Annotated in this window: 17 protein-coding genes and 1 other RNA gene; 5 read left to right on the forward strand and 13 right to left on the reverse strand. The window is 70.6% G+C overall.

All coding sequences use genetic code 11. The annotated features are described in order from the left end of the window. Window positions 1–19: 19 nt before the first annotated feature. Window positions 20–1885 carry a sigma-54 interaction domain-containing protein gene (locus GGQ91_RS04485; RefSeq protein ID WP_179698917.1) on the reverse strand — a complete coding sequence of 622 codons (1866 nt, stop codon included), beginning with the start codon at window positions 1883–1885 and terminating at the stop codon, window positions 20–22. 335 nt (window positions 1886–2220) lie between these two features. Here GGQ91_RS04485 and cynS point away from each other — a divergent pair, with 335 nt between their 5' ends. Together cynS and GGQ91_RS27940 are read left to right on the forward strand one after the other, a co-directional pair. Continuing rightward, window positions 2221–2709 (forward strand): cyanase, encoded by a 489-nt coding sequence (cynS, locus tag GGQ91_RS04490; RefSeq protein WP_051044981.1) that lies wholly within the window; start codon window positions 2221–2223, stop codon window positions 2707–2709. A gap of 503 nt (window positions 2710–3212) precedes the next feature. Next, entirely contained in the window at window positions 3213–3485 is a 273-nt protein-coding gene (locus GGQ91_RS27940; RefSeq protein WP_043354893.1) for a hypothetical protein, read from the forward strand. A 234-nt stretch (window positions 3486–3719) separates the two neighbouring features. Here GGQ91_RS27940 and GGQ91_RS04500 read toward each other — a convergent pair whose 3' ends face one another. The 5 genes from GGQ91_RS04500 to GGQ91_RS04520 all read right to left on the reverse strand — a co-directional run bounded on the left by GGQ91_RS04500 (window position 3720) and on the right by GGQ91_RS04520 (window position 10430). Then, window positions 3720–6992, reverse strand: a complete 3273-nt coding sequence (locus GGQ91_RS04500) for an efflux RND transporter permease subunit (RefSeq protein ID WP_182591451.1) — start codon at window positions 6990–6992, stop codon at window positions 3720–3722. Between the two features lie 340 nt (window positions 6993–7332). After that, window positions 7333–7767, reverse strand: coding sequence for a tellurite resistance TerB family protein (locus GGQ91_RS04505; RefSeq protein WP_043354888.1), 435 nt, complete (start codon window positions 7765–7767; stop codon window positions 7333–7335). Between the two features lie 93 nt (window positions 7768–7860). Further along, window positions 7861–8061, reverse strand: a complete 201-nt coding sequence (locus GGQ91_RS04510) for a DUF3606 domain-containing protein (protein ID WP_043354886.1) — start codon at window positions 8059–8061, stop codon at window positions 7861–7863. 76 nt (window positions 8062–8137) lie between these two features. Continuing rightward, window positions 8138–8359, reverse strand: coding sequence for a YbdD/YjiX family protein (locus tag GGQ91_RS04515; protein WP_043354884.1), 222 nt, complete (start codon window positions 8357–8359; stop codon window positions 8138–8140). Window positions 8360–8369: 10 nt separating this feature from the next. Further along, window positions 8370–10430, reverse strand: a complete 2061-nt coding sequence (locus tag GGQ91_RS04520) for a carbon starvation CstA family protein (RefSeq protein WP_043379307.1) — start codon at window positions 10428–10430, stop codon at window positions 8370–8372. A 288-nt stretch (window positions 10431–10718) separates the two neighbouring features. Between GGQ91_RS04520 and GGQ91_RS04525 the strand changes: the two genes are divergently transcribed. After that, the gene (locus GGQ91_RS04525) at window positions 10719–11588 is read left to right on the forward strand and encodes an NAD(P)-dependent oxidoreductase (RefSeq protein ID WP_043354879.1); all 870 of its coding nucleotides are present in this window, start codon (window positions 10719–10721) and stop codon (window positions 11586–11588) included. Window positions 11589–11782: 194 nt separating this feature from the next. On the opposite strand, the gene miaA is transcribed toward GGQ91_RS04525, so the two are convergent. Then, window positions 11783–12703 (reverse strand): tRNA (adenosine(37)-N6)-dimethylallyltransferase MiaA, encoded by a 921-nt coding sequence (gene miaA / locus GGQ91_RS04530; protein WP_053609363.1) that lies wholly within the window; start codon window positions 12701–12703, stop codon window positions 11783–11785. A gap of 14 nt (window positions 12704–12717) precedes the next feature. On the opposite strand from miaA, the gene serB reads away from it, so the two are divergent. After that, window positions 12718–13611, forward strand: coding sequence for a phosphoserine phosphatase SerB (gene serB / locus GGQ91_RS04535; protein WP_182591452.1), 894 nt, complete (start codon window positions 12718–12720; stop codon window positions 13609–13611). Between the two features lie 298 nt (window positions 13612–13909). Here the strand turns inward: serB and GGQ91_RS04540 are convergent, their stop codons facing one another. From GGQ91_RS04540 to GGQ91_RS04565, 6 genes are all read right to left on the reverse strand, one after another. Continuing rightward, entirely contained in the window at window positions 13910–15451 is a 1542-nt protein-coding gene (locus tag GGQ91_RS04540) for a DegQ family serine endoprotease (RefSeq protein ID WP_043354872.1), read from the reverse strand. A gap of 116 nt (window positions 15452–15567) precedes the next feature. Continuing rightward, entirely contained in the window at window positions 15568–16545 is a 978-nt protein-coding gene (gene hflC / locus GGQ91_RS04545; RefSeq protein ID WP_075381092.1) for a protease modulator HflC, read from the reverse strand. Further along, window positions 16542–17726, reverse strand: coding sequence for an FtsH protease activity modulator HflK (hflK, locus tag GGQ91_RS04550; protein WP_043348254.1), 1185 nt, complete (start codon window positions 17724–17726; stop codon window positions 16542–16544). The genes hflC and hflK overlap by 4 nt, the downstream gene beginning before the upstream one ends. A gap of 284 nt (window positions 17727–18010) precedes the next feature. Further along, window positions 18011–18502: a dihydrofolate reductase gene (locus GGQ91_RS04555; protein ID WP_043348252.1), complete on the reverse strand. Its 492-nt coding sequence runs from the start codon at window positions 18500–18502 to the stop codon at window positions 18011–18013. Then, a complete protein-coding gene (locus GGQ91_RS04560) occupies window positions 18499–19293 on the reverse strand; it encodes a thymidylate synthase (protein ID WP_043348249.1) in 795 nt (264 codons plus the stop codon). Before GGQ91_RS04560 ends, GGQ91_RS04555 begins: the two co-directional genes overlap by 4 nt. A 77-nt stretch (window positions 19294–19370) precedes the next feature. After that, on the reverse strand, window positions 19371–20225 hold the full coding sequence (locus GGQ91_RS04565) for a CPBP family intramembrane glutamic endopeptidase (RefSeq protein WP_182591453.1): 855 nt from the start codon (window positions 20223–20225) through the stop codon (window positions 19371–19373). Between GGQ91_RS04565 and ssrA the strand changes: the two genes are divergently transcribed. After that, window positions 20217–20598, forward strand: a transfer-messenger RNA (tmRNA) gene (ssrA, locus tag GGQ91_RS04570). The two genes, GGQ91_RS04565 and ssrA, sit on opposite strands and share 9 nt — an antisense overlap. Window positions 20599–20604 lie beyond the last annotated feature (6 nt).

Consider the following 20604-nt stretch of genomic DNA (forward strand, 5'->3'; position numbering starts at 1 on the left):
GGATCAAGGACCTGCCGGATCAGCCGCGCGGGATCCCGTGGGCCTTGATCCGCGAGGCGAGCGTCGTCGGGCGCAGGCCGAGCAGCTCGGCCGCGCCGCCCGGCCCGGAGACCCGGCCGCCCGCCAGGGACAGGGCGGCGACGATCTCGGCGCGATCCCGGGCCCGGCGCTCGGCTTCCGTGGCCGGCCGCCCGCCGGGCGCCGCGGCCGGTGCGGCCGGGTCCGTGGGCCCGGTCGCCTCGCCGTCGGGCAGATCGAGGCGGAGCCGGCCCCCGGCGGAGAGGATCACCGCCCGCTCGATCACGTTCTCCAGCTCGCGGACGTTGCCGGGCCAGGGATAGCGGCAGAGGCGGCGGACATCGCCCTCCGAGAGCCGCGGCTCCGGGACGGTGAGGCGGCGCGCGGCGACCCGGAGCAGGTGCAGGGCGATCGGCGGGATGTCCTCGGGCCGCTCGCGCAGGGGCCGCGCCTGGATCGGGAAGACGTTGAGGCGGAAGTAGAGATCCTCCCGGAAGCGGCCCGCCCGGACCTCGGCGCGCAGGTCCCGATTGGTGGCCGCGACCACGCGCACGTCCACCGCGCGGGTGCGGGCCTCGCCGACCCGCTCGAAGGAGCGCTCCTGCAGGACGCGCAGCAGCTTGCCCTGGAGGTCGAGGGGGATCTCGCCGACCTCGTCGAGGAACAGCGTGCCGCCATCGGCGAGTTCGAACCGCCCGATCCGGTCGCGCAGCGCCCCGGTGAAGCTACCCCTGACATGGCCGAAGAACTCGCTCTCGAACAGCTCGCGGGGGATCGCCGCGCAGTTCACCCGGATCATCGGGCGGGCGCTGCGGCGGCTCGCCTCGTGGATCGCCCGGGCGATGAGTTCCTTGCCGGTGCCGGATTCGCCGGTGATCAGCACCGTGGCGTCGGTTCCGGCCACGAGGTCGACTTGGCGCAGCGTGGCCGCGATGGCGGGGGAGCGGCCGATGATACCCTGGTGCTGGCGCTCGGCCCGGATTTCCTCCTTGAGATAGGCGTTCTCCAGCTCGAGGCGCTCCCGGAGGGAGTCGACCTCGGCGAGCGCGCTCGTCAGCCGGGCCTCGGCCTCCCGGCGCTGGCTGATGTCGCGAAACACGATGACGGCGCCGAGCAGGCGTCCCCGGTCGCGGATCGGCGTCGAGGTGTACTCGACCGGGAAGGACGTCCCGTCGGCGCGCCAGAAGACCTCGTGATCGACCTGATGCACGATCCCGTCGCGGAATGCCGCGTAGATCGGGCAGTCGCGATGGGGGTAGTGGCTGCCGTCGGCGCGGGTGTGGTGCACGGCGGCATGCATGTCCCGGCCGACGAGGTCGGCGGCCTCGCAGCCGAGCATGCGCGCGGCAGCCGGATTGACGAAGGTGGTCACGCCCTCCGCGTTGACGCCGTAGATCCCCTCCCCGGCCGCGCGCAGGATCAGCTGGTTGCCCCGCTCGATGTCGCGGAAGATCCGCTCCATCCGCTGCCACTCGGAGAGGCCCGCGCGCATATGGGCCTCGGCCTCGCCGTCGACCTGACGGCGGTGGAGGGCGTCCGGATCCGCGAGCGCCACGACGAGGCGCATCTGTTCGCCCGGAAGCGGGAAGGCCACGGTCTCGACCCGCAGGTCGCGGCCCGCCGCGTCGCGGGGCGCCAGGGTCCGCGTCCACCAATGCCCTTTCGCCAGGACGGCCTGGGTGAACGCCGTGAGGGCCGCGAGCTGGCCCGGAAACAGCGCGCTGGCCCGGGCCCGCCGCAGCGCCGGACGCCCGTGACCGAGGAGACGCGCCGCCGCCGCGTTGGCGTCGGCGATCCGGTCCTCCTCGGGCAGGAGCACCAGCATGGGATCCGGGCTCGCCTCGAAGACTGCTCCAAATGCGCCCATCTCGCCGGTGTCACGATATGTCGTCATGGTCTGACGATATCTCGTTTCCAACGAGATGTCGTGATTCTCGCACTGGCCGGCCAACCTCCTGCCGGCGCTGGCGATTCCGGAATTTCCGCGGCTGGCATACCGCTTGCGCAGCGGAGGGGTCCGCCCGTCGTCCGGCGCCGCTCCCGATAGCGGCCAGGCCGATGATCGGCGGATGTCCGCGTCCGGTCGCGACCGTATCCCCTCACCGGTCGCGATCCGGACGCGCACCCCGCATCGGGGTGGGTGGGGCCGCGGACGACGCGGCCTCACCGAACCCATCGCAGATTGAAACCCAGGAGCCGACCATGAAGCGCGAGGACCTCACCGAGAAGCTTCTCGACATCAAGCGCGAGAAGGGCTGGACCTGGAAGCACATCCACGAGGCGATCGGCGGCCTGTCGCCGTTCCTGATCACCGCCGCGTGCCTCGGCCAGATGAAGCTGCCGAAGGCCCAGGCCAAGCGGGCGGCCGAACTCTTCGGCCTCACCGAGGCGGAGGAGCGGATGCTCAACGAGCCGCCCTACCGCGGCTCGATCCCGTCGCTGCCGCCCACCGACCCGCTGATCTACCGGTTCTACGAGCTGGTGATGGTCTACGGCACGACCTTCAAGGAGCTGATCCAGGAGGAGTTCGGCGACGGCATCATGTCGGCGATCGACTTCAACATGGACATGGCCCGCGAGGCCAACAACAAGGGCGACCGGGTGAAGCTCACCATGTCGGGCAAGTTCCTGCCGTACAAGTATTACGGCAACGACGACGACACGCCGGAATACGGCTTCAAGGAGGGCTGAGGACATTCGTGCGGTCCGCACGGCCCAGCGGTGTCCGGGCGTGGCGGTTCCGAACCGACGCCCGCCGCCCCTCTCCCCCTGCGGGCCTCAGGATCCACACCGCTCGGTCTGACACCCCGTTCCGACAGGGCAGCGCGCATCCCCTCCCCTGCCGGGAGGGGTCACGGGTGGGGCGGTGCAGAAGGCACCGCACCGCCTCATCCTGTGCCCCCACCTCCAACTCCACCCCGCAAGGGGGCGGAGCGCGGCTCCGGCAAGCGATGGCGTGGATCTCGTCGCCCCGGAGGCCGCAGGGCGCGCGCGGCGTCCGTCAGGGCCTGAACCCGATCGATCCCGTCAATCCGCCGGACGCCTCCGATCCGCGACGATCCCGGCTGCGCTGTCGCGCCATGGCGTGCGCCGCATTCCGTTCGGATTGTCTCCGTCGATCAAGCAGCGCACGAAAAATCCGCAAGACTGCGAGGGTCGGTCCTGACGGCAACGACCAAGCGAGGGAGAGGGCGATGTCGCATCTGAAGTTGGCGGGGTTTTCCGTCGCCGCAGCCCTCGCGCTCGGCCTGGGAAGCGGCGCGATGGCAGCGCCCTTCGGCACATCTCGGCCTGCGGTCGAGGCGGCCGGCGTCGCAGACGGGTTGATCCTCAAGGCGCAGACCCTCGGCATGGAGCGTCGGCACGATCGCAGGATGGATCGACACGAGCGACGCATGGACCGGCAGGTCAACCGGCAGGACCGGAGGATGGATCGGCACGAGCGACGGATGGAGCGGCGCTACTGATCGGATAGGCACCGCACGACGCCACCACGCCGGGCCGAGGCTGTTCCTGCCGTAGAGGTATCACGGCAACGCCGACGACACGCCGGAATGCGGGTTCAAGGAGAGGTGAGCCGTTTCCCCTCCTCCTTATGGGGTGGGGCTCGGGAAGGTGCAGGATCGAGCGTCCCGGCGCCGCCTGCCCCCCACCTCCGACGCCTCCCCACGCGGGGGAGGCGAGAGCCGCGCGTCCGGCGCTCAGGCCGCCGCCGGTCGCCCCTCCGGCTCCAGGTAATCCTGCACCGGCCGGGCCGGACCGCCGCGCATCAGCACGTAGAGGAACGGCACCAGCAGCAGGGTCGCGGGCGTCGCGAAGGCGATGCCGCCCATGACGGCGCGGGCCAGCGCCGCGTTCTGCTCGCCGCCCTCGCCGGTGCCCAGCGCCATCGGGATCAGGCCCAAAAACATCGCCGAGGCGGTCATCAGCACCGGCCGGAGCCGGGTCTCGCCCGCGGTGATCGCCGCCTCCAGGGCGCTGCAGCCCGTCGCCTCCCGGTGCTCCTTGGCGAAGGTGACGAGCAGGATCGAGTTCGCCGAGGCGATGCCCACCGACATGATCGCCCCGAAGATCGACGGGATCGAGAAGGTCGTGCCGGTGACGAACAGCGCGAAGGTGATGCCGCAGAACGCCATCGGCAGGGCCGCGATCACCACGAACGGGTCGCCCCAGCTCTGATAGTTCACCGCCATCAAGAGGTAGACGGCGATCAGCGCGATGCCGAGGCCGATCTCCAGGCGGAAGAAGGCCGAGCGCATGTTCTCGATCTGGCCGCGCACCACGATCTTGTCGGGCGCCTCCAGGTTCTTCTGCTCGTCCTGGACGATGGCGTCGATCGCGCGGGCCACCGTGCCGAGATCCCGGTCCTGCACCGAGGCGAAGATGTCGAAGGTCGGCTGGATGTTGACGTGGCTGATCATGGTCTGCGTCGGCGTCCGACGGATGTCGGCGAGGCTCGAGAGCAGGGTGAGCACGCCGGGGCCCGCGCCGGAGGTGGCGGCCGCGCGCACGAATATCGGCGTGTTGCGCAGGTCGGTGAGTGAGCTGTTGCGGTATTCGGGCGTCTGCACCCAGAGCTGATAGGGGATGCCGGTCTTCGGGTCGGGCCAGAAGTTCGGCGTCACCTGGTAGCTGCCCGACAGCGAGATGTTCATGTTCTGCGCCACCTGCTGCTCGGTGAGCCCGAGTTCGGAGGCGAGGCGCCGGTCGACGTCGACGTAGAATTGCGGCGCGTTGACGATCTGCTGCAGGTGGACGTCGACGAGGCCCTTCGTGTGCTTCAGCCGCTGGACGATGCGCTGGGCGACCTCCAGATCCTTCTCCTTGTGCCGGCCTGAGACCTGCACGTCGATCGGCGTGAGGACGCCGAAATTCAGGATCTGGGTGATCATGTCGGCGGGCTGGAAATAGACGGTCACGTCGGGGAAGCGCTTCATCAGCACGTCGCGCAGGCGCTTCATGTAGCCGGCCACCGGGCCGTGCCCCTCCTTCAGGCTGATGAGCATCTGCCCGTCATTGTAGGAGACGAACGAGCCGTCCGAGAACGCGAAGTTGTAGTTGTTCGACGGCAGGCCGAGATTCTGCAGGATCTGATCGATCTCATCCGCCGGGATCACCTCGCGGACGGTACCCTCGACCTCGGCGAAGACCTGCCGGGCGGTCTCGATGCGCATGCCGGTGCGGGTGCGCAGATGCAGGGTCATCTGGCTCGCCTCGATCTGCGGGAAGTAATCCTGGCCCACGAAGGCGAACAGCACGCCGGTCAGGCCGAGCACGCCGCCGACGACGCCGACGGTGACGATCCGGTGGCGCAGCACCGCGTGGAGCAGGCCGACATAGCCCCGGTGGAACCGCGCGAAGCCGCGCTCGAAGTGGCCATGGATCCAGCCGGCGAGCCGCATCACGGGGGCGCCGACGAGACCGGCGGCCCGGGCGATCCGGCCCCGGCGGGGGGCCTCGTGCTCCGCCCGGTCCTTGGCGTGCTTCTGCCGGTATTCCGGCGCCACGATCACGTCGATCAGCAGCGGCACCAGGGTGCGCGAGAGCAGGTAGGAGGTCAGCATCGCGAACACGACCGCGAGCGCCTGCGGGGTGAACAGGTATTTCGGCGTGTCGGTCAGCGCGAACACCGCCGTGAAGGCCGCGCAGATCGCGAGCGTCGAGATCAGCGCCGGCTTGGCGATGCCGGCGGCGCCGTGGACCACGCTCTCGCGGAACTCCTCGCCCTCCTCGAACAGCCGGTAGGTGTTCTCGATCGCCACCGTGGCGTCGTCCACCAGGATGCCCACCGCCAGGGCGAGGCCGCCCAGCGTCATCACGTTGATGGTCTCCCCGAGCGCCGCCAGCACCGCGAGCGAGGTCATCACGCAGAGCGGGATCGAGATCAGCACGATGATGGTCGAGCGCCAGGAGCCGAGGAACAGCAGGATCGCCAGCCCCGTCAGGGCCGCGGCGGTCAGCGCCTCGTGCAGCACGCCCTCGATGGCGTTCGACACGAAGACCGACTGGTCGAACAGCGGCTTGATCGACAGGCCGTCGGGGGCGGCGGCGCGGATCGTCGGCATCGCCGCCTTGACGTTGTTGACGACGTTCAGCGTCGAGGCGTTGCCGTTCTTGATGATCTGCATCAGCACGGCCTGCTGGCCGTCGGCGCTGACCACGTTAACCTGCGGCGGGCCGCCGTCGCGGACATAGGCGACGTCGCGCATCAGCACGGGCTGGCCGGCCACAACCTTGATCGGCGCGAGGTTCAGGGTCTCGATCGAGGGCGGGGTGCCGTTGAGCTGGACCGGGTATTGCTGCTCGCCGATCTTGGCGAGACCGGACGGCACCGTCAGGTTCTGGGCCGTCATGGCGTTGGTGACGTCGAGCGGCGTCAGGCCGAGCGCCTGGAGGGCGTTGAGGTCGAGATCGACCATGATCTGCCGGGGCGCACCGCCGAACGGCGACGGCAGGGTCGAGCCCGGGACCTGCGCGAGGGTCTGGCGGATCCGGTACTGGGCGTAGTCGTAGACCTCGTTGAGGCTCTGCTTGGCCGAGGTCAGGGCGAGCTGGATCACCGGCACCGAGGAGGCGGAGTAGCGCACGATCACCGGCGGCTGCGTGCCGGTGGGCATCACGGCGCGGATCGAGTTGGTGGAGGAGACCACCTGGGCGATGGCGAGATCCAGGCTGACGGACGGGTCGAAGTAGATCCGCTGAACCGCCGTGCCCTGGAGCGTCGTCGACTCCATCCGTCGGATGCTGTTGACGTTATTGGAGATCCCGTATTCGGCGTAGGTCGTGATGCGCTGTTCCATCTCCGGCGCCGACAGGCCGGTATAGGTCCAGACCACCACGACGACCGGGATGTCGACGACCGGCAGCACGTCCTTGGGCGTGACGAGGATCGCGCCGACGCCGCCGAGCATCATCAGCACGGCGAGCACGTAGGTCGTGATCCGGAACTTGAGGGCGTAGAGGACGAGGCCCATGCGGTCTCCGCCGGCCGGCCGCGGGCCGGCAATTCCGCGCTGTGTACCGGCTCACCGGCTAGACCCGGATTGTTTCGCGATCACGTCCGGTCAAGCAAGGGCCGGACCGCATCGCCGCAGGGTTGCGGTCGCCCCCCCTCTCATGCCCCGCATCCCGCTGCGCCGTCATCCTGCGGTGCCCGCGTCGCGGGACTCGAAGGCGGGCGCCAGGGATCGCGGCGCCGACTGGCGGTCTGCTTCGAGGCCTCCGCGGCGCTCCGGCCCTTCAGGATGAGGGGGCGGGTTGGCGAGACATCTCGGCGCAGCGTCCCCGCGCCTGCCGGGCGCTGCGCCCTCTGGATCACCGCAGCAGCGCGGACTTGTCGACCTGCAGCGCGGCGGCGATCTCGTCGAGCGCCTTGTGCTCGACCGCGCTGATCCCGTCGATATCGGCCACGTCGGCGCCGATCAGGAACACGTCCTGGCGCTGCTCGATCGGCCGCTCCGCGATGGCGCCGACGTGGCGCAGGTTCTCAATGCGCCCGGCCCGGGTCTTGGCTCGGGCGATCGCCTCATAGAGCTCCTGCTCGACGCGCAGCGTGTCGTACGACTTCTCGAGGATCGGGTTGGCGCGAATGCCGGTGATGGCCGACTCGATCTCCTCCTCGCCCACGTCCCCATCCGCCACGATGACGTTGGCGGCGGACGAAACCGCAGCCTGCAGGAAGACCGCGTCGCCCGCATACGACATGATCGTGCGGCCAAACCGAAGGATGGCGTCCTGGAAAATGCTCATGCCGACCTCCCGTCGGGCCTGAGATGGCGGATATTGTGGCCGCCGAGTCAAGATGCGGCCGAGCTTAAGCCCGGGATCGTGGAGGACGAGCGCTCAGGTGGCGGGCTCGTGGCCCGGCCAGTCCCGCCCGAGATGGGCCGCCACGCGGGCCGGATCGTCGCCGACCGCCGCCACGGCGGCCTCGACCTGCTCCACCGGAACCATGAACCGGCGCGCCCAGTAGGCCCGCTCCCAGGCATGGGCGATGTTGACGGCCCGGGGCTCGATCGGGGCCTGCACGCTCTCGTCGGTCATCGGTGCTCCGCGTCTCGCGAGGGCGGGGCGGCCCTCCGGCCTGGAGAACGCCGGCCGGGCCGCATCGGGTCCGCGCTCAGCAGCAGCGGAAGCCCGCGGTGTTGCCGACGCCGAAGCGGGCGTTCTCCCGGTTGCGGAAGAACTCCACCTCGGTCATCGGCGCCTGGTCCGGATGGGTGCGGCGGACATGCTCGGCATAGGCCGCGTAGTCCCCCTGCCCCACCATCAGACGGGCGCCGTCGCAGACGCATTTGGACAGCGTCCGGAGGCGATCCCGCAGGTTCGACGGCTGCCGCATGGCCCTCCCCCTACTCCGCCGGGACCATGTGGGGCTCGGTCTCCAGGGCGGTCCAGCGATCCGCGCGCCACGCCTTCAGGCAGGCGGCGATGCCGAAGCCCGCGATGGCGACGACGAGGCCGATGAACAGGGCCGCCAGCACCGCGTCGATCCGGTCGTTGAGGATGATCTGGCTCATCTGGTCGGCGTTCTTGGCCGGGGCCAGGATCTTGCCCTCCGCGGCGGCGGCCGCGTAGCGCTGGGCGTGCGCCAGGAAGCCGATCTTCGGATCGGCGGAGAAGATCTTCTGCCAGCCGGCCGTGAGGGTGCAGATGCACAGCCACGCGGTCGGGATGATGGTCACGAACGCGTAGCGCTCGCGCTTCATCTTGAAGATCACCACCGTGCAGAGCGTCAGCGCCACCGCGGCCAGCATCTGGTTCGAGATGCCGAAGAGCGGCCACAGGGTGTTGATGCCGCCGAGCGGGTCGGTCACCCCCTGGTAGAGGAAGTAGCCCCAGGCCCCCACCGAGATGGCGGTGGCCGCGATGCTCGGCCCCCACGACGTGGTGTTCTTGAACGACGGCACCGCCAGCGCGACCAGATCCTGCACCATGAACCGGCAGGCGCGGGTGCCCGCGTCCACGGCCGTGAGGATGAACAGCGCCTCGAACAGGATCGCGAAATGGTACCAGAAGGCCATCATCGCCTTGCCGCCGATGGCCGACGAGATGATGTGGGCCATGCCCACCGCGAGCGTCGGGGCGCCGCCGGCGCGGGAGATGATCGTGTGCTCGCCGACATCGGCGGCGGTCTGGGTGATCACCTCCGGGGTGGTGGCGAAGCCGAGCTTGGTCACCGCGGCGGCGGCGGTCTCGGGCGTGGTGCCGAGCAGGGCGGCGGGCGAGTTCATGGTGAAGTAGACGCCGGGGTCGATCACGCAGGCCGAGACCAGCGCCATGATCGCCACGAAGGATTCCATCAGCATGCCGCCGTAGCCGATGAAGCGGGCATCGGCCTCGCTGGCGATCAGCTTCGGGGTGGTGCCCGACGAGATCAGGGCGTGGAAGCCCGAGACCGCGCCGCACGCGATGGTGATGAACAGGAACGGGAACAGGCTGCCCGCCCAGACCGGACCGGTGCCGTCGACGAACTTGGTGACCGCCGGCATCTGCATGTGCGGCGCCACGACGGCGATGCCGAGGGCGAGGCCCACGATGGTGCCGATCTTGAGGAAGGTCGACAGGTAGTCGCGCGGGGCGAGCAGCAGCCAGACCGGCAGGATCGAGGCGACGAAGCCGTAGCCGATCAGCATCCAGCAGAGCTGCGGGCCCGTGAAGGTGAAGGCCGGGCCCCAGACCGGGCTCGCCGCCACCGAGCCGCCGGCCACGATCGCCAGCATCAGCAGGACGAAGCCCAGGATCGAGACCTCGCCGATCTTGCCGGGCCGGATATAGCGGGAATAGACGCCCATCAGCATGGCGATCGGGATCGTCGACATCACCGTGAAGGTGCCCCAGGGGCTCTCGGCGAGCGCCTTGACCACGATGAGGGCCAGCACGGCCAGCAGGATCACCATGATCAGGAAGGTGCCGAACAGGGCGATGATGCCGGGAATCGTCCCGAGCTCGGCCCGGATCAGCTCGCCGAGCGACCGGCCGTCCCGGCGCATCGACACGAACAGGACCATGAAGTCCTGCACGGCGCCGGCGAGGACCACGCCGGCCAGGATCCAGAGCATGCCGGGCAGGTAGCCCATCTGGGCGGCGAGCACCGGGCCGACCAGCGGGCCCGCGCCCGCGATCGCCGCGAAGTGGTGGCCGAACAGGACGCCGCGGTTGGTGGGGACGTAATCGAGACCGTCATTGTGCCGCACGGCCGGCGTCATGCGCTTCGGGTCGAGGCGCATCACCTTGTCGGCGATGAACTGGGAATAGTAGCGGTAGGCGATCAGGTAGACGCAGACCGCCGCGACCACGACCCAGAGGGCGTTGATGGTCTCGCCCCGCTGGCTCGCCACGATCGCCAGCGCCGCGGCGCCGAGGGCGCCCACGAGGGCCCATGGCCCATGCCTGCCGAGCGCCGTACCCATGTCCCACTCCCTGACCGACCGCCTCGCGCACGGGGCCACGCGCGGGGGCTCCGGCTGGGACTTCGTGGTCCCGGGCTACACGGGCGGGTTATCCTATTGGTCCGCCGTTGACGCAAGCGATCCGAGCTGTGATGCAGCGTCGGCGGCGGCACGACGCCCAATGTGTCACATCGGGTCTCCGGCACGGCCCCGACCCCCTTCACGGCCAGGCTGCCGAGCTCCGTCGCCGCCCGCCGTCGGAGAAGGAAGGGCGCCGGCGCGGTCCGGGCCTGCGAGGAGCGGACAACCATGGCGAAGGTCGCATTCCTGGGTCTCGGCGTGATGGGCGGGCCGATGGCCGGCCACCTCGCCAAGAAGGGTGGCCACGACGTCACCGTCTACAACCGCACCACGCCGAAGGCGGAAGCCTGGGTGAAGACCTATGGCGGTGCCTTCGCCCCCACGCCCCGGCAGGCCGCCGAGGGCGCCGAGATCGTCTTCGCCTGCGTGGGCAACGACGACGACCTGCGCAGCGTCGTGCTGGGCGACGACGGGGCGCTCGCCGGCATGACGCCGGGCGCGGTCTTCGTGGACCACACCACCGCCTCCGCCGAGGTGGCCCGGGAACTGGCCGCGGCCGCGGAGGCCAAGGGGCTCGGCTTCATCGACGCGCCGGTCTCCGGCGGCCAGGCCGGCGCCGAGAACGGCGTGCTGACCGTGATGTGCGGCGGCGACGCGGCGACCTACGCCAAGGTCGAGGGCGCGATCGGGTCCTTCGCCCGGGCCTGCCGGCTGATGGGCCCGGCGGGCGCCGGCCAGCTCACCAAGATGGTCAACCAGATTTGCATCGCCGGCCTCGTCCAGGGCCTCTCCGAGGGCGTCCACTTCGCCAAGCGCGCCGGCCTCGACGTGGAAGCGGTGCTCGACGTGATCTCCAAGGGCGCCGCCGGCTCCTGGCAGATGGAGAACCGCGGCAAGACCATGAACGCGGGCAAGTTCGACTTCGGCTTCGCGGTCGACTGGATGCGCAAGGATCTCGGCATCCTGCTGGACGAGGCCCGCCGCAACGGCGCCAAGCTGCCGGTCTCGGCGCTGGTGGACCAGTTCTACGCCGAGGTTCAGGCCATGGGCGGCAACCGCTGGGACACGTCGAGCCTCGTGGCCCGGCTGGAGCGCTGAGGGGCGGCAGCTCCCCTCGCGGTCCGGAGGGGTCGGAAACGGCCCCGTGTGCCCCCTCCCTCGCCCCGTCGCGGGAGGGGGTGTCGGGCGAGGACAGCATCCGTACAGAACAGGATTCTGCCCCGTGTGCAGGCCCTGCCTTCTCCGGAAGCCGGGCTCCCTCCCCCGCACGGGGAGGGAGCCCGCGGGAAGCCTCACAGCGCCGCCGCGGCTTCCTCCGGATCCATCCAGCGCCAGTCCTCCCCCATCTGGTGGCGGAACCACGTGAACTGGCGCTTGGCGTAGGCCCGGGTATCCGCCTGTCCCCGGACGATCGCCTCCTCGAGTCCGATCGCCCCCTCGAGATACGCGATCAGGCCCGGCACGCCGTGGGCGCGCATCACCGGCAGCAGCGGGTCGAGGTTTCGCCTGTGCAGGCGGGCGACCTCGTCCAGCGCCCCTTCGGCGATCATGGTCCGGAAGCGGGCGTCGATGCGGGCGCGCAACACGGCGCGGTCGGGGGCCAGGAAGATTTTTTCGAGGGCCCACCCGGCGAGCGGCCCGGGTATCGGATCGCCGTAGAAGCTCGCGATCGGCCGGCCGGTGGCGAGAAAAATCTCCAGGGCCCGCATCACCCGCATCCGGTCGCTCGGGCGCAGGCGGGCGGCGCCCTCGGGATCGTGGCGAGCGAGGTCGGCGTGCAGCGCCTCGGTGGGGCGGCCCTCGGCCTCCGCCCGCACCTGCGCGCGTACGGCCTCGGGCACCGGCGGCAGCTCCGAAAACCCCTGCTCCAGCGCCCGGAAGTACAGGCCCGTGCCGCCGACGAAGACCGGCCTTTGCCCGCCGAGCGTCGTCAGCAGCGCCGCCACATCCCGTGAAAAATGCCCCACGGAATAGTTCACGGCGCCGTCGACATGCCCGTAGAGCCGGTGGGGCACCCGTGCCTCCTCGTCCGGGTCGGGCCGGGCGGTGAGGCGCCGCAGGTCGCCGTAGACCTGCATGGAATCGGTGTTGATCACCACGCCGCCGTGACGCTCCGCCAGCCGGGCGGCCAGCGCCGACTTGCCCGACGCGGTGGGCCCTGCGATGAGGATCGCCGCCGGGCGCCCCCCGGCTTCCTCCCGGTCTGGCGGCAAGGTGAAACTCCACGATGCTGGTCGCGGTCCTGATAGCAAACCCGGATCGGCCGTCCATCACCGATGCGGTGCTGGCCGAGGCCCGCGCGGTGCTGCGGACGGAGCAACAGCCCCGGATCCTGCACGGCGCGGTGGCGGCCGAGCTGCTCGTTTCGGGCGAGCCCGCCGCCGCGGCGTCCCTCACCGACGCGCTGCGGACGGCCCTCGCCGGTGAACCCATCGACCTCGCCGTGCTCCCCGCCGACGCGCACCGGCGCAAGCGCCTGTTCCTGGCCGACATGGATTCCACCATGATCGAGCAGGAATGCATCGACGAGCTCGCCGGAACGCTCGGCCTCAAGGATCATGTCGCGACGATCACCGAGCGGGCGATGCGCGGGGAGATCGCCTTCGAGCCGGCGCTGCGCGAGCGCGTGGCGCTCCTGAAGGACATCCCGGTCGGTGCGGTCGACGGGCTGATCGCCGAGCACCTGACCCTGACCCCGGGCGGCCGCACCCTGGTGCGGACGATGCGGGCGCACGGCGCCCACACCTGCCTGGTCTCGGGCGGCTTCACCCTGTTCACCGGCCCGATCGCGGCGATGATCGGCTTCGACGAGCACCGGTCCAACCTGTTGGGCGTGGCGGACGGACGGCTCACCGGCTTCGTGGAGGATCCGATCGTCGGGAAGGCCGAGAAGCGCGCGGCGCTGATCGAACTCCGTGAGGCGCTGTCCCTCGGCCCTGCGGAGACGCTGGCGGTGGGCGACGGGGCCAACGATCTCGACATGCTGACCGAGGCCGGCCTCGGCGTGGCGTTCCGCGCGAAGCCCGCGGTCGCCGCCGCGGCGCGGGTCCGGGTCGAGCACGGCGACCTCACCGCGCTCCTGTACCTGCAGGGCTATGCGGCGGCGGAGTTCGTGGGGTGAGCCCTCACTGAAGGGTGCGGGTCGGGGCGAGGACCGCGCCCGGAACGGCCGGCGCCTGAACGCCGGTCGCACCGACCCGCCGGCGCACCGGCTCGACCTTCGCGCAGGCGACGGCGCCCATCGCAGCCGCGATGTCAGAGCGTGTCGATACGCGGAGCTTCTCGATCTCCGGTTGGTTCGCGAGCCGCAGCGCCTCGCGGCACCGGCGTGCCGCGCCGCGCCACCACGGGTGTCCTGAACGCAGGAAGGCCGCCGCTCCTCGCGAAGCGACGGCCTTCGATCTCGCGTGGGACAGCGCTCAGTCCAGCCCGACGGCCACGAAACGGACGTCGCCTGTGGCGCTCGCCACCAGCAGCAGCACCGACTTGCGCCCATCCTTCTTCAGGGCGTCGATCCGCTTGGTCACCTCCGCCGGGGTGCTCACCGCCTCCTGGCCGACCTCGACGATCACCTCGCCGGGCTGGATCCGCTTGTCGGCCGCCGTCGAGTTCGGGTCGACCCGGGTGACGACCACGCCCTTCACGGTGTCCTTGATGGAGAACTTCTTGCGCAGCTCGTCGGTCATGCCGGAGAGGTTGAGGCCCAGCGCCTGCCGGGTGGCGCTCTCGGGCTCCGGCTGGCGCAGGTTGGCGAGCTGCGGCTTGTCGCTGTCCTCCAGGCGGCCGAGGGTGACGGGCTTCGTCACCTCCTCGCCCTTGCGGACCACGACCACGTCGACCTTCTGACCCACGGGGGTCGAGGCCACGATCCGCGGCAGGTCGCCGGAGGCCTTCACCGGCGCACCGTTGAACTTCAGGATCACGTCGCCGACCTCGATCCCGGCGGTCTTGGCCGGACCCTTCTCGTCGACGCCGGCCACCAGGGCGCCCCGCGCCCCGCCCTTGAGGTTGAGCGCCTCGGCGGTGGTGTCGTCGACGTTCTGGATGCGGACGCCGAGCCAGCCGCGGCGGACCTCGCCGAAATCGCGGAGCTGATCGATCACGGGCTTGGCCGTACCCGACGGGACCGCGAAGCCGATGCCCACCGAGCCGCCGGTCGGCGACAGGATCGCCGTGTTGATGCCGATCACCTCGCCGTCCATGTTGAACAGCGGACCGCCGGAATTGCCCTTGTTGATGGCCGCGTCGGTCTGAATGTAGTTGTCGTAGGGTCCGGACTCGATGTTACGGCCCCGGGCCGAGACGATGCCGGCCGAGACCGAGCCGCCGAGCCCGAACGGATTGCCGATGGCGATGACCCAGTCGCCCGGGCGCATCTTATCCGAATCGCCGAACGGCACCGCCTTCAGCGGATGATCGGCCGGGGGCTTCACCCGCAGGACCGCGAGATCGATCTTCGAATCCTTGCCGACGATCTCGGCCTTGAGCTTGGTGCCGTCGTGCAGGATGACCTGGATGTCGTTGGCGTCGCCGATGACGTGGTTGTTCGTCACCACGAGGCCGGCGGCGTCGATGATGAAGCCGGAGCCCAGGGAATTGGACTTGCGCTGCGCGCGCGGCGCCTCGCCGTCACCACCGCCGCCGCCGCCGCGGCCTCCGCGCCGGTTGAAGAACTCCTCGAACAGGTCCTCGAACGGGGTGCCCGGGGGGACCTGCGGCATGGCGCGGCCGCCGCGGGCCTCCACGGTGGTGGAGGCGGAGATGTTGACCACCGCGTCGGTGACCTGCTCGGCGAGATCCGCGAGCGAGGCCGGCCCCTTGGCGAGGGCGGGAACCGGCAGGGCGGCCGCGGCTACGGAGGCGCCGATCAGGATCGAGGCCATCAGCGCGCGGGCGCGGGAACGGGGCTGCGCGGTGGCGCGGCCGAAGGGCGCCACGGGGGCGCTCGCGACGGGGTGCATGGTCGACCTCTTCAAGAACGCGTTTCCGGCGCCGCGGGCCTCGACCGATGATCGGGGGCCCGCGGGTTTTCCTGCAAGGTAGTCTCCGGACGCCGGGGCGCCAACTCGCATCCCGATCAGCGTGCCGTCCCGGCCGCGGACCCGGTGGTGGACCCGGTGGCGGCGCTCGGATCGGCCGGTCCGCGCGGCCCGCGGGCCGCCGGGGCCGGGGGCCGGCCCTGCGGGTCGCTGAAGTACCGGAAGAAGTCCGAAGTCGGGCTGATCACCAGACGGGTGTCGGGTCCCTTCAGCCCGCTCTCGTAGGCCTGCATCGAGCGGTAGAAGCTGAAGAAGTCCGCATCCTTGCCGAACGCCTCGGCGAGGATGCGGTTCTTGTCCGCGTCACCCTGTCCGCGCAGCTGCTCGGAGGTCTGCGTCGCGTCGGCGAGGATCACCGTGACCTCGCGGTCGGCCTTGGCGCGGATCGTGGCGGCGATCTGGTCGCCGTTGGCGCGGATGTCGGCGGCCTCGCGCTCGCGCTCGGTTTTCATCCGCCGGTAGACGGCGGCCGAGTTCTGCGCGGGCAGATCGACGCGGGTCATGCGCAGGTCGACGATCTCGATGCCCAGCGCCTTGGCCTGCCGGTTCACGTCCTCCTGGATCTGGTGCATCAGCTGGCCGCGGTCGGTCTTCACGATGGCGTCGCGGGTCGAGCGGGCGAGCACGTTGCGCAGGCCGGAATTGGTGAAGCTCGCGAGCCGCTGGTTGGCGAGCCCGATATTGCCCACCGCCTGGTAGAAGCGGAGCGGGTCGAGGATCCGGTAGCGGGCGAAGGCGTCCACCTCCAGGTTCTGCCGGTCGGCGGTGAGCACCGTCTGCACCGGCAGGTCGAGGTCGAGCACGCGCTTGTCGAACAGGACCACGTTCTCCATGAACGGGATCTTGAAGTACAGGCCGGGCTTCTCCTCGCCGGTGGCGTTGAGGACGGCGCGGACGCGGCCGAACTGCAGGACCAGGGCCTGCTGCATCTGGCCGACGGTGAAGATCGACGCGTAGAGGCCGATCGCGACGATCGCCGCGATCGCGATCAGGCCGGTGCGGAGAGCCTGCTTCATCGGGCGGCTCCCGTCTGGGTCTGGGCGCGGGCGCCGAACTCGGAGAGCGGCAGCACCGGCAGCACGCCGGCGGCGGTCGCCGCCCCGGGCTGCGTCCCGTTCTGGTCGATGATCACCTTGTTCACGGACCCCAGTACCTTTTCCATCGTCTCCAGGAAGATCCGCTCGCGGCTGATCGCCGGGGCGGCCTTGTAGGAGGCGTAGACCTCGCTGAAGCGGGCCGCCTGGCCGGTGGCGTCGGCGGTCGCCTTGGTCCGGTAGGCCTCGGCCTGCTGGACGATCTGGGACGCCTTGCCGCGGGCCTGCGGCACTTCGCGGCTCGCGTAGGTCTTGGCCTCGTTCTGCGCCGTGTCGGCGTCCTGCTGGGCCGCGTTCACGTCGATGAAGGCGGGGCGCACCTCCGGCGGCGGATTGACCGAGACGAGCTGCACCACCTCGATGCGCACGCCGGCGCCGTACTCGTCGAGCGCCTTCTGGACCATCTCCTTCACCTCCTGGGCGATGCTCGACTGCTCGTTGGTGAGGATCGCCTGGATGTTGCGGCGGCCGATCACCTCGCGCATCGCGCTCTCGGAGATCGCCTTGATGGTGCCTTCCGGGTTCTGGAGGTTGAACACGAAGTCGGAGGCCTTCAGCGGGTTGACCCGCCACTGCACCTCGAAATCGAGATCGACGATGTTCTCGTCGCCGGTGAGCATCAGGCTCTCGTCCGGCACGTCGCGGGTGCGGCCCTGGCCGTTCGGACCGGCGCGGAAACCGATCTGGATCGAGTTCTGGGAGCCGACATCCGGCTTCACCACCCCGCCGATCGGATAGGGGAAGTTGTAGCGCAGGCCCTCGCCCTTGGTGCCGACATAGCGGCCGAAGATCGTCTCGATGCCGACCTGACGGGGGTAGACGGTGTAGAAGCCGGTGGCGAGCCAGATCGCGACGGCGAGCACGGCGATCACCGCCGCGCTGCGGCCGCCGCCGACGCCCTGCGCGCCGCCGCCCCCGTAGCCGCCCGAGCCGCCACCGCCGCCCGGGATCAGACCGCGCAGGCGGTCCTGCCCGCGCCGGAGCAGGTCCTCAAGATTCGGCGGCGTCTTGCCGCCGCCGCCGCCACCACCCCAGGGACCGCCGCCGTTGCCGCCGGGCCGGCCCCACGGGCCCCCGCCGCCGCTCTGATTGCTCCAAGGCATCCTAGACGTCGTCTCCTGCCTGTCCGCGCCCGGCCCATACCCCGGCCGGCGCCCCCTGCCTGAACGGCCACGCTCGCCCGCCTAGTCCCGGCCATCCGGATCGATCGCGAGGCGACCGCATCCGGCCTCAAGCCTTAAGAGCCTGCACGCACGCATCTTCCCGCAGGATGCGCAGGCCCGGCGTGAGCACGCGCACCCGACAGGCACCTGCGGGCGCGCGCCCCGTGCTGTCAAGGCTGGCAGGTGGGCATGCGCGGCATGGAACGCAATTGCGGCGGCGCGCCTCAGCGGACGCGCTCCCAATCGACGAACGCGAAGGCGTGCTCGTCCCGGGGTCCCGCCGGATGCGCCTCGCGGAACGTCTCCCGGAAGCGACCGCGGTCGAAGGCCGGGAAGCGCACGTCGCCCTCGGGCTCGGCCTCGACCTCGGTGAGATGGAGCCGGTCGGCCTGCGGGAGCGCGAGCGCATAGATCTCGGCCCCGCCCACCACCATCAGCTCCGCCCCGGCGGCGGCCGCCAGCGCGGAGGGCCAGTCATGGACGGTCTCGACCCCCTCGGCGCGGAAGCCGGCATCCCGGGTGAGCACCAGGGTGCGACGCCCCGGCAGGGGCCTGCCGATCGAATCCCAGGTCCGCCGGCCCATCAGCATCGGCTTGCCCATGGTCAGGGCCTTGAAGCGCTTCAGGTCGCTGGAGAGATGCCAGGCGAGGCCGTTGTCGCGGCCGATCACGCCGTTGCGGGCGACCGCGGCGACCAGGGAGACGATCGGGCTCATACCGCCACCGGGGCCGCGATGGCCGGGTGCGGCTCGTAGCCCGCAATGGCGATGTCCTCGTACCGGAAGGCGAAGAGGTCGCGGACCTCCGGGTTGAGCCGCAGCTGCGGCAGCGGGCGCGGGGTCCGGCCCAGCAGGGTCCGGGTCTGCTCCAGGTGATTCCGGTAGAGATGCGCGTCGCCGAAGGTGTGGACGAAGTCGCCGACCCCGAGGCCGGTCACCTGGGCGATCATGTGGGTCAGCAGGGCGTAGCTCGCGATGTTGAAGGGCACGCCGAGGAAGGCGTCCGCCGAGCGCTGGTAGAGCTGGCAGGAGAGCCGCCCCTCGCTCACGTAGAACTGGAACAGGCAGTGGCAGGGGGCGAGCGCCATCCGGTCGAGGTCGGCCGGGTTCCAGGCCGAGACGATCAGGCGGCGGGAATCGGGGTTGCGCCGGATCTCGTCGAGCACCCAGGCGATCTGGTCGACGGTGCCGCCGCCGGGCTTCTCCCAGGAGCGCCACTGCTTGCCGTAGACCGGCCCGAGATCGCCGTGCGCGTCGGCCCACTCGTCCCAGATCGTCACGCCGTTGGCTTGGAGCGCGGCCACGTTGGTATCGCCCGTCAGGAACCAGAGCAGCTCGTGGATGATCGAGCGCAGGTGCAGCCGCTTCGTGGTGACCAGCGGGAAGCCGGCCGACAGGTCGAAGCGCATCTGGTGGCCGAACACCGAGAGCGTGCCGGTGCCGGTGCGGTCGTCCTTGGCCACGCCCTCGTCGAGGATGCGCCGGAGCAGGTCCTGATAAGCGTCCATCGGTCATTCCTGCGCGCCGGCGCGACGGCGGGCAAGCGCGCCGCCGACATCTGTCCACCGCCGTCACCAGCTGGCGGTCAAGCCGGCCAGAGCAGGTAGGTCACGAGGGCGAGGTTCGACCAGCCGTGCAGGGCGATCCCGGGCCAGAGCCGGCCGGTCCGCCAGCGCAGCCAGCCGAGCGCCAGGGCGAGCGGCAGCAGGGAGACCGGCCGGGCGAGCCCCCAGGACGAGATGTGGGCGGCGGCGAAGATGACCGCCGTGACCAGGATCGCCCCCGCCGGCCCCAGCACCGCCCGGGCACGGGCGAAGGCCTCGCCGCGCAGCAGCAGCTCCTCGGCCACGGGCGCCAGGATCGCCAGATAGGCGAGCCACGCCGCCACCGCGGCCTGGCTCATGAACGGGGACAGCCGCACGTGCTGGCCGAAGCTGGCACCGAACAGTTCCGCGGTGCCGGTGACCCAGGCGATGTGCAGAACCGGCCAGACGAGGAGGAGCCCCAGCAGGGCGACGGGCCGCATCCCGTTCGGGCGCTCGCGGTCGAGGGCGAGGCGGCGGCGCCAGCCGGTCCGGTCGCGCCACCAGGCCGCACCCACCACCAGAACGGCGAGGAACACCTGACGCAGGACGTCGGTAGCGAAGGCACGGTGGGTCAGCTCCACCGCACCGAGGAACGGGCGCCGCTCCGGCGGCAGGAACGGATCGATCCCGCTCCACAGATCGAACCCGACGCGCACGACAGCCAGCGCGAGCAGGCTCGCGGCGCCGAGATAGAGGACGACGAGCGCGACCAGCCCGCCGAGATGCCAGGCCGCCGACCAGATGCCGGGACGAGGGGCGTCGGCCACCGCGCCGGAAGGCGACTGCGCGCTTCCGGCAACAGCCTCACCCGGAGGCTCCAAATGAGACGGCGGCGCGACACGATCGGGCTTCAAAACCGGACCGATCCCCTCTATATCTTGGGAGCCGGTCGCGAGGCCGGCTATGGCGATAAACGTTCTTCGCAATAAACCTATCGGACCCGGGGGCGGTACCCGGCGCCTCCACCCGAGCCCAGGACATGCTGCCGCAAGGCGCGTGATCTTAGCCTGGGCTTTGGCGGGGGCGAAATAGGATCGACGAGGGCGTAAAGGTTGGACTTTCGCTCGGCATGGTTCCGCCGTTATCGGGCCTTTGCAATAGTTGCCAACGACAACTTTGCTCCGGTGGCGGTGGCCGCGTAAGCGGTCCCCAATACCGACCTAAAGTCCTAGCGGGTAGCACCGCATAGGCGGGGTTCGGAGGCACCTGGCAACAGAAGCCTCCACTTCCAAT

Source organism: Methylobacterium fujisawaense (genome assembly GCF_014138435.1).
GTDB lineage: Bacteria > Pseudomonadota > Alphaproteobacteria > Rhizobiales > Beijerinckiaceae > Methylobacterium > Methylobacterium fujisawaense.